This window comes from Williamsia sp. Leaf354 (genome assembly GCF_001424365.1).
GTDB lineage: Bacteria > Actinomycetota > Actinomycetes > Mycobacteriales > Mycobacteriaceae > Williamsia_A.
In genome coordinates this window covers 516,773-530,721 of the sequence record NZ_LMPL01000002.1, presented here as the reverse complement: position 1 = coordinate 530,721, position 13,949 = coordinate 516,773, and the positions used below count along the sequence as shown (strand labels likewise).

The 13,949-nt window shown below is 62.4% G+C and carries 14 protein-coding genes; 13 read left to right on the top strand and 1 reads right to left on the bottom strand.

Annotation, left to right across the window (positions count from 1 at the left end; genetic code table 11):
• The first annotated feature begins 2 nt into the window (after positions 1 to 2).
• The 13 genes from ASG12_RS10535 (at position 3) to ASG12_RS21230 (ending at position 12,228) form a co-directional block, all read left to right on the top strand.
• Positions 3 to 1,610, top strand: a complete 1,608-nt coding sequence (locus ASG12_RS10535) for a GMC family oxidoreductase (protein WP_055788937.1) — start codon at positions 3 to 5, stop codon at positions 1,608 to 1,610.
• A gap of 24 nt (positions 1,611 to 1,634) precedes the next feature.
• A complete protein-coding gene (dapB, locus tag ASG12_RS10530) occupies positions 1,635 to 2,393 on the top strand; it encodes a 4-hydroxy-tetrahydrodipicolinate reductase (protein ID WP_055789550.1) in 759 nt (252 codons plus the stop codon).
• 9 nt (positions 2,394 to 2,402) lie between these two features.
• A complete protein-coding gene (locus ASG12_RS10525; protein ID WP_055788934.1) occupies positions 2,403 to 2,906 on the top strand; it encodes a hypothetical protein in 504 nt (167 codons plus the stop codon).
• A 50-nt stretch (positions 2,907 to 2,956) separates the two neighbouring features.
• Complete coding sequence (locus ASG12_RS10520) at positions 2,957 to 3,358, top strand: flavodoxin family protein (protein ID WP_055789548.1); 402 nt, start codon at positions 2,957 to 2,959, stop codon at positions 3,356 to 3,358.
• Positions 3,359 to 3,403: 45 nt separating this feature from the next.
• Entirely contained in the window at positions 3,404 to 4,201 is a 798-nt protein-coding gene (locus ASG12_RS10515) for a thymidylate synthase (RefSeq protein ID WP_045822503.1), read from the top strand.
• Complete coding sequence (locus ASG12_RS10510) at positions 4,198 to 4,716, top strand: dihydrofolate reductase (RefSeq protein WP_055788931.1); 519 nt, start codon at positions 4,198 to 4,200, stop codon at positions 4,714 to 4,716. Before ASG12_RS10515 ends, ASG12_RS10510 begins: the two co-directional genes overlap by 4 nt.
• Positions 4,713 to 5,939 carry a winged helix-turn-helix domain-containing protein gene (locus ASG12_RS10505; protein ID WP_055788928.1) on the top strand — a complete coding sequence of 409 codons (1,227 nt, stop codon included), beginning with the start codon at positions 4,713 to 4,715 and terminating at the stop codon, positions 5,937 to 5,939. The genes ASG12_RS10510 and ASG12_RS10505 overlap by 4 nt, the downstream gene beginning before the upstream one ends.
• A 96-nt stretch (positions 5,940 to 6,035) precedes the next feature.
• Complete coding sequence (gene thyX / locus ASG12_RS10500) at positions 6,036 to 6,788, top strand: FAD-dependent thymidylate synthase (protein WP_045822506.1); 753 nt, start codon at positions 6,036 to 6,038, stop codon at positions 6,786 to 6,788.
• 62 nt (positions 6,789 to 6,850) lie between these two features.
• Positions 6,851 to 7,756, top strand: a complete 906-nt coding sequence (gene dapA / locus ASG12_RS10495) for a 4-hydroxy-tetrahydrodipicolinate synthase (RefSeq protein WP_055788925.1) — start codon at positions 6,851 to 6,853, stop codon at positions 7,754 to 7,756.
• Positions 7,753 to 9,870 carry a ribonuclease J gene (locus tag ASG12_RS21240; RefSeq protein WP_082501856.1) on the top strand — a complete coding sequence of 706 codons (2,118 nt, stop codon included), beginning with the start codon at positions 7,753 to 7,755 and terminating at the stop codon, positions 9,868 to 9,870. The genes dapA and ASG12_RS21240 overlap by 4 nt, the downstream gene beginning before the upstream one ends.
• A gap of 13 nt (positions 9,871 to 9,883) precedes the next feature.
• The gene (locus ASG12_RS21235) at positions 9,884 to 10,615 is read left to right on the top strand and encodes an HAD family hydrolase (RefSeq protein WP_082501855.1); all 732 of its coding nucleotides are present in this window, start codon (positions 9,884 to 9,886) and stop codon (positions 10,613 to 10,615) included.
• A 5-nt stretch (positions 10,616 to 10,620) separates the two neighbouring features.
• Complete coding sequence (locus ASG12_RS21695; protein ID WP_156378052.1) at positions 10,621 to 11,340, top strand: hypothetical protein; 720 nt, start codon at positions 10,621 to 10,623, stop codon at positions 11,338 to 11,340.
• Positions 11,341 to 11,601: 261 nt separating this feature from the next.
• Entirely contained in the window at positions 11,602 to 12,228 is a 627-nt protein-coding gene (locus ASG12_RS21230; RefSeq protein ID WP_162243423.1) for a sulfatase-like hydrolase/transferase, read from the top strand.
• A gap of 136 nt (positions 12,229 to 12,364) precedes the next feature.
• On the opposite strand, the gene ASG12_RS21690 is transcribed toward ASG12_RS21230, so the two are convergent.
• Positions 12,365 to 13,804 carry a CorA family divalent cation transporter gene (locus tag ASG12_RS21690; protein WP_162243422.1) on the bottom strand — a complete coding sequence of 480 codons (1,440 nt, stop codon included), beginning with the start codon at positions 13,802 to 13,804 and terminating at the stop codon, positions 12,365 to 12,367.
• Positions 13,805 to 13,949 lie beyond the last annotated feature (145 nt).

Genomic DNA, 13,949 nt, shown 5'->3' with positions numbered 1-13,949 from the left:
ACATGGCTGATCCACTGCACGAGAACGAGGTCACCGCAGGGCGGTTCGACTACGTGATCGTCGGCGGCGGCACCGCCGGATGTGTGCTCGCCGCCCGATTGAGCGAGGACCCGCAGGTGACCGTCTGTCTCATCGAGGCCGGCCCCACCGACGTCGGCAACGACGACGTGCTGGTGCTGAGCGAATGGATGCACCTGCTCGATTCCGGCTACGACTGGGACTACCCGATCGAACCGCAGGAGCGTGGGAACGATTTCATGCGGCACGCCCGCGCCAAGGTCCTCGGTGGATGTTCTTCGCACAACTCGTGTATCGCCTTCTGGCCGCCCGCGGAGAGCCTCGACGAGTGGGAACGGATGGGGCTGACGGGGTGGGGGGCCGCCGACGTGCACCCGCTGGTGCGGCGACTCGAGAACAACGACGCACCGGGCGACCACGGTCACGACGGACCCGTCCGGCTGCGCGACGTCCCCGCCGGGGACCCCTGTGGGGCAGCGGTTCTCGACGCGGCCGCGGCGGCGGGACTGCCCACGGTGGGATTCAACCGTGGCGAGACGGTGCGCACCGGCGCCGGATGGTTCCAGATCAACGCCGGCGAGGACGGCCTGCGGATGTCGACCTCGCATGCCTACCTGCACCCGATCATCGGGACCCGCCCCAATCTCGAGGTCCGCACGGGCTGCTGGGCGCAGGAGATCCTGTTCGACGGCGACGACGGCTCGGGCACCACCGCCGTCGGTGCCCGCTACCAGCGCCCCGACCTCACCGGCTTCGACGTGGTGGGTGCGAAGCGCGAGGTCATCGTGACCGCCGGCGCCATCGACACCCCGAAACTGTTGATGCTGTCGGGGATCGGTCCGGCCGACCACCTGCGTTCGATGGGTATCGACCTTCGGGTCGACTCACCCGGGGTGGGATCGAACCTCGACGATCACGTCGAGGGCCTCGTGTTCTGGGAGGCGGCGCAGCCCATGGTCACCACGTCGAGTCAGTGGTGGGAGATCGGGCTGTTCGCCTCGACCGGTCATTCCCCGGAGACCGACGCCCTCGGCCTACCGGACCTGATGATGCATTACGGCAGTGTGCCGTTCGACATGAACACGCTGCGGTGGGGATACCCGACCACCGACAACGGGTTCTGCCTGACCCCGAACGTCACGCAGGGTCTGTCCCGCGGAACGGTGCGGCTGCGCAGCCGCGACTTCCGTGACCGCCCTCGAGTGGATCCGCGCTACTTCACCGACGCCGGTCACCACGACGAGACGGTGATGCTCGCCGGCATCCGCCTCGCCCGCGAGATCGCGGCGCAGGAAGCGCTGCGACCGTGGATCGCCCGGGAACTCGCACCCGGTCCCGACGCCGTCACCGACGACGATCTCATCGACTACATGCACAAGACCCACAACACCGTCTATCACCCGGCGGCGACGGCGAAGATGGGTACCGACGCCGATCCGATGGCTGTCCTCGACCCGCAACTGCGCGTCCGCGGGACGCAGCGCCTGCGCGTGGTCGACGCCTCGGCGATGCCGAAACTGCCCACGGTCAACCCCAACATCTCGGTGATGGCCATGGCCGAGAAGTGCGCGGACCTGCTGCGCGCGACCTGACCCGCGTGGGGGATCATGGACGTCATGGCTGGTGGTGACGGGATCCGCGTCGGGGTGTTCGGTAGTGGCGGCAAGGTGGGTCAGGCGATCGTCGATGCGGTGCAGGCCGCCGACGACCTGACCTTCACCGTGGGCGTCGACAAGGACGACGACCGGTCGTCGCTGGTCGACGCCGGCACGCAGGTCGTCGTCGACTTCACGCACCCGTCGGTGGTGATGGACAACCTCGAGTTCCTGATCGGCAACGGCATCCACGCCGTCGTCGGCACCACCGGGTTCGACGACGACCGTCTCGCCCAGGTGCGCACGTGGCTCGACGACGCACCCGGCGTCGGTGTGCTCATCGCCCCCAATTTCGCGATCGGCGCGGTACTGAGCATGCGGTTCGCCGCCGCGGCGGCCCGGTTCTACGACTCGGTCGAGGTCATCGAGCTCCACCACCCGCACAAGGCCGACGCGCCGTCGGGAACGGCCTACCGCACCGCGCGATTGATCGCCGAGGCCCGCTCTTACGCCGGTGCGACGCCGATGCCCGACGCGACCTCGACCGCCCTCGACGGCGCCCGTGGCGCCGACGTCGACGGCGTCCGCGTGCACTCGGTGCGACTCGCGGGGCTGGTCGCGCACCAGGAGGTGCTGCTGGGAACCGAGGGGGAGACGCTGACCATCCGGCACGACTCGCTCGACCGCACCTCGTTCGCCCCGGGCGTACTGCTCGGCGTGCGCCAGATCGGCAACCGGCCGGGCCTCACGGTCGGCCTCGACGACCTTCTCGACCTGTAGGGCGTCGTGATGGGCGAGCGCTCCAAGCGCGACTTCTACTCCCGCGACGCGCGACCGATCGTGCTCGTGATCGTTGTCATCCTCATCCTGCTGGCCTTCTACATCGGGCTGCTCGGTGTCCGCGGGGTCCAGCTGATCCAGGACGGGTCGGTGGTCGGCATCGGACTGGGCGTCGGTGTGCTGATCCTGCCGTTCCTCGGGGTCTGGATGGCGTTCACGACCGTGCGGGCAGGCATCGCCCACCAGCGCCTGGGTCGCCGGATGAGCGAGGAGGGCCGCGAACTCGACGTCTCCGATCTCCCGCGACGGCCCTCGGGCCGGCTGGAACGCGACGCGGCCGACGAGCTGTTCGCGACGGTCAAGACCGAGTGGGAGGCCGATCCCGAGAACTGGCGCAACACCTACCGCATCGCCCGCGCCTACGACTTCGCCGGCGACCGCTCGCGGGCCCGCGAGATGATGAAACGCGCTGTCGCACAGGAGAAGGCCGAACACGGCGGACCGCAGGCGTGACCGCTCGACTCCTGGTCGTCCACCACACCCCGTCGCCGCACACCCAGGCGATGTTCGAGGCTGTGCTCGCCGGGGCGACCGATCCGGAGATCACCGACGTCGAGGTGATCCGCCGCCCGGCGTTGTCGGTCAGCGCGTCGGACTTCCTCGACGCCGACGGGTACGTGCTCGGCTGCCCCGTGAACCTCGGCTACATCGCAGGCGCCCTGAAACACGCCTTCGACACCAGCTACTACCAGATCCTCGACGCCACCCGGGGCCGTCCGTTCGGGGTCTACCTGCACGGCAACGAAGGCGCAGAGGGTGCCGTCCGCGCCATCGACTCGATCACCACCGGCCTCGGCTGGACCAAGGCCGCCGAGTACGTGATCGCCTCCAACAAACCGGACACCGGTGCACTCGCCGCGTGCCGGGAACTCGGCGGCGTCGTCGCCGCCCACCTGATGAGCTGAGGCGCCTGCGCACGGGCGTCGGCCCGGAGTCCTAGACTCGGACACGTGATCGACACCCCGTACGAGGACCTGCTGGCGAAGGTGTTGGCCGAGGGGACACCCAAGGCCGACCGCACCGGTACCGGGACACGCAGCCTGTTCGGCCACCAGCTCCGCTACGACCTGGCGGCCGGTTTCCCACTGATCACCACCAAGCGGGTACACGTGAAGTCGGTGTTCTACGAACTGCTGTGGTTCCTGCGCGGTGACTCGAACGTGCGGTGGCTCCAGGAGCGCGGGGTGACGATCTGGGACGAGTGGGCCGACTCCTCCGGCGATCTCGGACCCGTCTACGGGGTCCAGTGGCGCAGCTGGCCGACCCCCTCGGGCGACCACATCGACCAGATCTCCAACGCACTGGCGCTCCTGCGGTCGGATCCCGATTCGCGGCGCAACATCGTCTCGGCGTGGAACGTGGGGGAGATCCCGCAGATGGCGCTCCCGCCGTGCCACGCGTTCTTCCAGTTCTACGTCGCCGACGGCAAACTCTCCTGCCAGCTCTATCAGCGCAGCGCCGATCTGTTCCTCGGCGTGCCGTTCAACATCGCCTCCTACGCCCTGCTGACCCACATGATGGCCGCGCAGGCCGGGCTCGAGGTCGGTGAGTTCGTGTGGACCGGCGGCGACTGCCACATCTACGACAACCACGTCGACCAGGTGCAGTTGCAGCTCTCGCGTGACCCGTACCCGTACCCGACCCTGCGGCTGGCGCCACGAGAGTCGTTGTTCGACTACGAGTTCGACGACATCGAGGTCGTGGACTATCAGCACCACCCGGGTATCAAGGCGCCCGTCGCCGTATGACGGTCGCGTTGATCTGGGCGCAGGGCAACAACCGCGCCATCGGTCGCGACAACACCATCCCGTGGCGCGTCCCCGAGGACGCCCGGCACTTCCGCGAACTCACCCGCGGCCATCGGGTGGTGATGGGGCGCCGGACCTGGGACTCGCTGCCCGAGCGGTTCCGGCCACTGCCCGACCGCGTCAACGTCGTCCTCACCACCGACCGGACCTGGTCGTCACCGGGCGCGGTGGTCGCCCACGACCTCCCGGAGGCACTCGCAGGAGACGAGACCGTCATGGTGATGGGCGGCAGCCAGATCTACGACGCCGCAATGACGTTCGCCGATGTCCTGCACGTCACCGAGATCGATGTCGATGTCGACGGCGCCGATGCCCACGCCCCGGAGATCGACCCCACGCGGTGGGTGGCGACCACGCACGGTGAGTGGCAGGAGTCGACGAGCGGGTTGCGCTACCGGTTCCTCGACTACCGGGCCCGCCCCGACGCGCCGACAGCGACCCCGCCGACATCGTGAGCGCAGCCGCCCTGTCCATCGCGCGAGCGCGTCGGATCGCCCTAGCCGCACAGGGCTTCGCCGATCCACGCCCCGGCGGCGCGGTCACGCGTCGACACCTGCAGCGGGTGCTCGGACGGATCCGGTTCCTGCAGATGGACTCGGTCAACATCGCCGTCCGCGCCCACTACATGCCGCTGTTCAGTCGACTCGGGCCGTATGACCCTGCGCTCCTCGACCGTGCGGCGGCCGAATCGACGGCTCGGGCACCTCGATTGCTGGCCGAGTACTGGGCGCACGAGGCCGCACTGATCCCGGTCGAGGACTGGCCGCTGTTCCGCTGGCGGATGGACGACTACCGCTACGGCCGGTACGGCAAGCCCGTGGCCGAGCCGCCCGAACGCACCGCGCTCCGTGCCGAGATCGCTCGCGTCCTCGCCGAGACGGGCCCGACCACCGGCGGTGAACTCGAAGAACTGCTCGGTCGACGCCGGGATCAACCGCGCCGGGGCAGCTGGTGGGATCGCAGCGAGGTGAAGCACGCGTGCGAGGTGATGCTCGCCGCGGGCGATCTCTCGGCGATACGGCGCGGAAATTTCGCCCGGCACTACGACCTCGCCGAGAACATCGTGGGGCCGGACCTCGCGAGCACCACCATCGACCGGGACGTCGCGATCCGTGAACTCGTTCGGCGATCGATCGGTGCGCTCGGCGTCGCGACGGAGACCGACCTGCGCGACTACTACCGACTGCCCGTCGTCGACGCCCGCCGCGCCGTCACCGAGCTCGTCGATGCCGGCGAGCTGACGCCGGTGACCGTGGCGGGGTGGGACCGCACCGCGTACCTGGATCCTGCGGCACGCACCCCGCGTCGGGTGGAGGCGTCGGCCCTGCTCGCCCCGTTCGACCCGTTGGTGTTCTTCCGGCCGCGCCTGCACCGCCTGTTCGACATGCACTACCGCATCGAGATCTACGTGCCCGAACCGCAACGCGTGCACGGGTACTACGTCTTCCCGTATCTCCTCGACGAGGAGATACCCGCTCGCGTGGACCTCAAGACCGACCGATCCGCCGGTGTGCTGCGGGTGCTCGGCGCCTTCGCCGAGGAGGGCGTCGACCGCGATCACGTCGCGACCCGACTGGCCGCAGACCTGCGGTCGATGGCGGGATGGCTCGGGATGGACGACGTCACCGTCGGCAGGCGGGGCGACCTGGCGCCGGTCCTGCGTCGCGCTCTCGCATAGGCGACACCGACACCCGCGTTCTGCGTCGAGGTGCGGCACGGGACAATCGGAGCCGATCGAGTCGCCGGTCGGCCCGTCGAAGAGGAGTGCAGTCAGGTGTCGCAGTTGGTCCCGTTGCAGGTGCACATGATCGCGCACACCGAGTTCCATCCGCCCGCGGACATCCCGTGGTCGACCGACGTCGACGGGGGCGAGGCGCTCGTCGAGTTCGCGGGGCGGGCCTGCTATCAGAGCTGGGACAAGCCCAATCCGCGCACGGCGACCAACGCCGGATACCTGCGTCACATCCTCGAGGTCGGACACCTCTCCCTCCTCGAGCACGCGACCGTCACCTTCTACATCACCGGGATCTCGCGGTCGTGCACCCACGAACTCATCCGACACCGACACTTCTCGTACTCGCAGCTGTCGCAGCGCTTCGTCCCCGAACACGACTCGAACGTGGTCCCACCGCCGGCGATCCGCGGTGACGCCGAGCTCGAGGACCTGTTCGTGACCGCCACCGACGCCGCCCGCGCGGCCTACACCGAACTGCTCGAGGCGCTCGAGGCCAAGTTCGCCGACGTGCCCAACGCGATCCTGCGACGCAAGCAGGCGCGGCAGGCGGCGCGGTCGGTGCTGCCGAACGCGACCGAGACGAAGATCGTGGTGAGCGGCAACCTGCGTGCCTGGCGGCACTTCGTCGGGATGCGGGCCACCGAGCACGCCGACGTCGAGATCCGGCAGCTCGCGATCGAGTGTCTGCGACAGCTGTCGGGCCTCGCCCCGACGGTCTTCGGCGATTTCGAGATCGGAACCCTGGCCGACGGCACCGAGGTCGCGACCTCGCCGTTCGTGGTGGACAGCTGACCGACGCGGCCGCAGGTGGGTTGTGCGGCTCGGCCCCGCCCCCGGGCGGTAGCCTGACCACCATGAACAGCGGCCATACGCAGCACGGGCTGCATCCGTTCGGAACCGTGGGTGTCGCGATGGTGACCCCGTTCGCGCCGGACGGCAGCCTCGACATCGGCAAGGCCGTCGAACTCGCGACGCACCTCGTCGATCGCGGAGTCGACGGGCTCGTCGTCTCCGGTACGACCGGCGAGTCGCCGACGACCACCGTCGACGAGAAGCTCGACCTGCTCAGCGCGGTGCTCGACGCAGTGGGCGATCGTGCCCGCATCACCCAGGGCGCGGGTAGTTACGACACCGCCGAGAGCGTCCGCTTCGCGATCGAGGCCGCCGCGCGGGGTGCCCACGGTCTGCTCGTGGTCACGCCGTACTACTCACGGCCGCCGCAGACCGGGTTGCTCGCGCATTTCACCGCGATCGCCGACGCCACCGAGCTCCCGGTGCTGCTCTACGACATCCCGCCCCGGTCGGTCGTGCCCATCGAGCACCGCACGCTGCTCGAGCTCGCACGCCACCGTCACATCGTCGGCGTCAAGGACGCCAAGGGAGACCTCAACTCGGCCGCCGCACTGATGGCCGACGCGGATCTGGAATATCTGTCCGGTGAGGACGCCCTCAACCTGCCATGGTTGGCGGTCGGCGCATCCGGATTCGTCTCGGTGATCGGCCATCTCGTGCCCGATCGCCTTCGTGAGCTGCTCGAATCGGTCGACAAAGGCGACATGGTCCGAGCCCGCGAGATCAACCTGTCACTGATCCCTCTCGTGAATGCGATGGGTCGCCTCGGAGGAGTCACCATGGTCAAGGCCGCACTGCGCATCATCGGACTGGACGTGGGTGATCCGCGGTTGCCGCAGATGCCTGCGACCGGACCGCAGATCGAAGCTCTCATCGCTGATTTGCGTGCAGCGCAGGTTCTTTCGTGACCGAGACCCCGAACGCCGGACGCCGCCCCCGTCGCGCCGCCACCCGTCGCAGCGGCCCGCCCGAGCCCACCCCCGAGGTCACCGAGACCCCACAGCCGGTTGCCGAATCCGCGCCCGCAGATGCACCGGCCGAACCGCAGTCGTCGTCCTCGGCCCCAGCCCCGGCCGAGCAACAATCGGCCCCGTCGAGGTCACGGCGTCAGAAGTCGGCGTCGGCGAAAGCCGCGCCCGAGAAGTCCGCGCCTGAGAAGTCGTCCGGGAAGTCAGCGCCTGCGAAGGGATCCGGCGACCGGGCCCCGGCGAGGTCGTCACGCTCGGACAACCGCAAGGGCGGCGGCAACCGCCGGTCCGAACCCGGCCGCGACCGTTCGCCCCGCGCGGCGTCGCAACCGGTCGGTGACGCCACCGATCGCCTCGGTCTGCCGAACAAGTTGCCGCGTGGCGGCCTCCGTGTGGTCGCGCTCGGCGGCATCGGGGAGATCGGCCGGAACATGACCGTCTTCGAGTTCGACGGGAAACTGCTAATCGTCGACTGTGGCGTCCAGTTCCCGGACAGTGAACCAGGTATCAATCTGTCGATCCCGGATTTCTCATACATCGCGGACCGGCTAGATCAAGTGGAGGCGGTGCTCTTGACGCACGGCCACGAAGACCACATCGGTGCGCTGCCCTATCTACTCAGACTCCGCGCAGATATACCTATCTACGGTTCGCGTTTCACCCTCGCTCTATTAAGAGCGAAGTGTCAAGAGCACAGACAGACGCCACGGCTAGTCGTTGTCGATAAAAAGACCGAAAATATCCACGGCCCGTTCAAGAGTGAGTTCATTTCGGTGACGCATTCGATCCCGCACTCTTTCGCGGTGGCAATACAATATCCGGGCGGAAAAATCTTCCACAGCGGTGATTTAAAGATTGATCCAACGCCTCTAGACGGTCGGAAGACTGATCTTAATCGCATGGCGAGCTTCGCGGGAGAAAGCGGAGTTGATCTGGTTTTGATGGACTCTACCAACGCAGAAATTCCCGGGTTCGTTAGCTCGGAGGCGGAGATTGGACAAAATCTTCGGGAAGTAATTAAATCTGCCGATGGGCGCATATTAGTCGTTGCGTTCGCAAGCAATATCCATCGCGTCCAGAGCGTTTTAGACGCCGCGCTTGAAACTGGCCGAAAGGTCTGTTTCCTTGGTCGTTCGATGGTGCGAAACACGGAAATTGCAGCTAATGAAGGATACCTCAGCTACGCTGCTTCTGACGTAGTAAATATCTCCGAGTATCAAAATCTCTCACCGACAAAGACGGTTCTCGTATGCACCGGTTCTCAGGGAGAACCGTTGGCGGCACTCACACGAATCTCCCGAGGAGAGCATCGTCAACTGTCGATCGATCCTGGGGACCTAGTCATCTTCTCCTCATCCATTGTTCCAGGAAACGAGAAAGCAGTCACTTCGGTCGTTAATAGATTAGTGCGGAGGGGTGCCCAAGTGGTCAGTCAATCGAACCGGAAGGTCCACGTGACCGGTCACGCGGCTGTCGGTGAGCTGAAGTATCTATATAACATTCTCCGTCCAAAGAATGTTATGCCTGTTCACGGGGAGTGGAAGCACCTGGTCGCGAACCATGGGATCGCAGTTGCGGCAGGGACCACGGCTAGCCAGGTTCTCGTCGCGGAAGACGGAGTTGTAGTCGATCTCCTACAGGGCGTCGCGCGATTCGCGGGAAGAATTCCGCTAAAGAGTGTCTATCTGGACGGTAATCGTCTTGACGATATTACGAACCAGATCCTAGAAGAGAGAGGCCGGCTTGCCGACGGTGGTGCAGTCGCTATCGCCATTTATTACGACAGCGACCAAGCTGTAATTGTGGGAGAACCCCGCATCAAAAGTGTGGGCCTAACTTCCGCAGACAGCTTTTCGTCACATCTCCTCACTGCGATTCGAAAAGACTTCGAAAAAAGCCTACTGGGACAACAAACCAAGCTAAGCGACCTATCTCGTATTGTTACCAACTCTGCATCTCGATGGATAAAGAGCAACTACGACCGCGCGCCGGTTGTCATACCAGTTCTTATTGACCTCAGTCATGCGCAAACTGCACGATGCGAGTCTGACTGAACTTGTCGAGTGAGTGGGGGCCCCTGTGAACGTAAACAGCTCGCTAATCAAAAGCGCAGACCGAGCTGTTCTCTTTGACTGGGGCGGTACTTTGACTGACTACATTCGACCCGCGCAGAGCTTGGCGCTCATGTCAGCCGCGGGTGACACTTTGCACAGCAGATGGCGACAAACGGCGGTCGATTTGATCGAACTCTCCGCTCAACGGTATTGGGACTCCTCGGTATATGACTGGACTCCTACAATTAAAGAAATTGTTCATAGTGCTCTCACGACCTGCGGAGTCGAAGAGGTAGATCAAGTAAGCCCTAGATTTGTTGGACGTTTCCTGACGCACCTGGGGCACTTAATTCGTCACGACGGCAACGCCGGTGCTGTTTTAGACAGTCTCTCGCGAAGCGGCTTGAAGCTGGGTCTCGTGTGCAACACACTCTTTCCTTCGTGCTGGCATGATCAGCTCCTGCGGCGAGACGGTCTCATTCAGTTTTTAGACGTCCGCGTGTACTCCAGTGAGTTCAGTGCGCGGAAACCACATGAATCTATTTTTCTGGCTGCGGCTGAGCAACTCGGATCATTCGCTCCTCAAAACGTGGTTTTTGTTGGCGACCGTGCGCTCGACGATATCGCTGGCGCGGCGAATGTCGGAATGCGAACGATTTGGCTACGGAATCGACACGTCGACGTTGGTACTTCCGGGTTAAAGGCAGATGAAACGATTGCAAGCCTGATTGAACTAATACGATGACTGGTGTGGCGTCAAACCCCGTCGTTCAACAAGCCCGGGCGGAATTTAAACGACGCGTGTGGAGTTCGGTTCGCTTCCGACATTACACAGCGGCGGATATGCTGTACGGCTCATTCTTGGCAAATGACTTTCACCTGGACTGTTCGAATGGCGAATCATTTAGCGACGTCGATGTGACGGTCGCCTTGTTGCCTAGTGAGTGCTGGAATGAATTGACAACGGATGTACAGCAGCGCTTTGCTATGTGGTCAGCACTCAGAGTGAACTTTCGTCAGCACGATGACTTACTTGATGTTTCGATGGCGGCAGACCGGTTTTTAAACCTCGCGGGATTCGCGGCGGCCAGTGCAGCAAGCCGAGCGGGAGGCATTAGCAACGGACGAACGCTCGACTACGCGACTGCAAAGGCGTTGCTGATGCTCCTGCGGACCTCCCGTGGTGAGCGTTTTCGCGAAGTGACCACGCGCATCGACAGCACGCCTGGATGGCTGGCGCTGGACATTAAGTTGGGCAACACAGCAAGACGACTCGACGATACAGCAATATGCGAACTGCTCGCGATGATGGAAGACCATGAGATACGCATAATATTCCGACAGATTCTCGATAACAACTACGATCCCGCGGAAATGCGGTCTACCATTTTGAATGGTCTCGCTGACACGATGAGCAATTTGCCTATATCGCTGCTGGATCACACCAACAGAAAGTTGGCAATGATATAAATGACGCGATTGTCGGTTCTGGATAACATGCTGCTCTTGACTCTGGATTCTTGTCGATTCGATACGGCAATGCGAGCCCACACGCCAACCCTCGACTCTTTAAGTACGTGTATTCCGTGTCACGCAACCGCGACTTTCACCCTACCTTCACATTGGTCGATTCTGTCCGGCTATCTCCCAACTCCAATATCGCGCACGTTGCTAGCGGGCCAGTACGACAGGATTTGGAGGTCTTCAATGGCTCGGAAGTCCGATTACGCAGTGCACACCTACTTCGACGAAGAGACCATTGTCGCGCACTACGTAGAGCAGGGAAGGTTGGTCACGGGACTGGGCGGCGTACAGTTTTTCGATCCGAAGCCGGGAAACTCGCTTCCCGCTCTATTTCCAAATTTTCAGTACGTAGGTTTGGCATCAACCTCTTCTATGCTCACCCCGCGGGAGGAACAGGATCTGCCGTCGTTCGTTATGAATGAAGCGTTGACCCATGATTTACTTGGCGATGCCATTTTTTTTGCTTTTGCAAACTTTTCAGAGACGCATTTTCCTTACTCGATACCGTCGACCACCCGAAGGTGGTCGGAGGTGTCGGAGGTTCTCGAAGACTACTTGCGCTGTCAAAGCCTGGTTCGGTCAGGCGAGACCGCACGCGGGTTGTCAGTAGCGTCCGCCGGGTTGTTGAAGCAGATGCAAGTTGACGCTCTGGAGCAGGTGGACAAGAATCTAGGCAGATTGTTCAGCGAATTGGAGCGGCGTGGCCGTCGAACCTTGGTAATCGTGTGCGCGGATCATGGGGAGAGTTTCGGCGAGGAAGGTCGCCTTGGTCATGGTCACCCGGGTCCGGAGGTCACTACCGTTCCGATGTGGGTCGGACGCGTCGGCGTCTGAAAGCTCCGGTTCGGTACTTGCACGGTTTCAGTGGTCGCGCCGTTGAATTAGCCGCTCTTTACGTTGCGGTCACTGCCATAATGTGCCCTGGCCGGAGGTGCAGTGCAAATCTAGTCGGCCGCGTTTCAGATCCATCTCAGAACTTCTTTTTTCTTCGCAGTGCGAGAAAAAACAGTGGCGTTGCGACAATGCTCAGTCCAATTATTAGACCGGACAGTAGATGATTTTTCTGCGTTACAGTCTGGATTGCTTGCCCGTACACGGCGGTCAAGATAGTGAGGGGTACAACCAAGACCGTTATTAGGGCAACTGCGGTTCCTAGGCGTTCCTGGGCCAAGGTGCGCTCCTCAGTATACCGACGGTCTAGTTCGGTCTCGATATCTTGCAACGAGCTGGCTGTACGAAAATGTTCCGAAAACCTCTCGTGCAAGGTGGCTAGGACGGGTGCGCGCGTGACCTCAGAGAAAACATACTTGCTGCGATAGTCGAGCAACATCTCTGACAGTCGTCTGAGCTTCGCGATCTGGCGTTGATTACTCTCAATCTTTTGGGACGCTAATTCGTATAGCTCCGCGGAAATTTTCTGGAGTCGAATGTGTTGGTAAAAGGTGAGTAAGAATATCGGTAGGTAAAGCGTATCGATATTTAACCAGAGGGACTTCCTTGCAAACTTCGAGCTCTGCGTCAGGTACGCGACATCATCACCCCAGATGATTGCCTGCCAACGGTCCCAATACCGGATTAGTCCATTGTTGCGCACTTTTTCGACTAAGTCTGTTCCAGGGTGTGACAGATCGGCGAGCTGTTCTCCGGTGACGAGTTTCAGAAGGTAGGGCTCATAATGGCCTTTCATGTTGCCGAAGTTCACGTCGCTATCATCGCGAAGCTCACTACTCATGGACGCAGAGATCACCCGAAACGAAGCGTTATCGGGTGCTGGCTTATCGGTCTTCAAATCTGCGAGAATGTCAGGTATGATTTGAGCCCATTCAAATTCCAAATTGCCTACTGTGATCTTCGCGGGCTGCACCCGTAGGCGTTCGCGATAGTATATCTTTTTGATTCCTCTGTGAACATCCCCGGCGGTACTAAGGCTTAGGCCCTCGGTTGTCAGTTTTATGATCAGAAAGCCAACACCGGGGGGCATCAGGATAACGTCAATCCATTCACAGTTGAGCGCAACGTTAAATTCGTCACCGACGGCCCTGTCTATGCGAGCACTGGTGGGCCTATATTTCTCGAAGTTCTCGTTGGTTAGAGTGAGGCGTCGTCCCGATAGGCCCGCGAGATATCGCTTCTCGGTTACACTGGCCGCGTGTGCTACCTCTCTAGCTGTAACCTCGGTCGTTTGGGTTCGTAACTGATGAGACTGAAGGTCAACCAGATCCGGGTAGAAGGCTGGGCGCGATGAAGGATAGAATGCAAGGGATTCGTCTATCGCGGACTTGATTCTTTGGGCGGCGAAGAGTCGCTCGGTATAGGGTTTCCATTTTGTTTGAGTGGCGATGAAGTTCGCGGCTTCGAAATTGTAAATTAGGTAGAATTTATGTTGATCTAGATTGATGTCGGCGGGCATCCTACGATTTGTCGGGCTCATGAGTCAGTAGCTCCTGCGTTGTCGTTGCTCGAAAAGTTTGTCTGCACGCGGCAGTGGTCGCCGCCCGACGATCAAGGCTCTCTTAAATGATCTCACCTCTTGGCTGCGGCTGGGTGCTATCTCG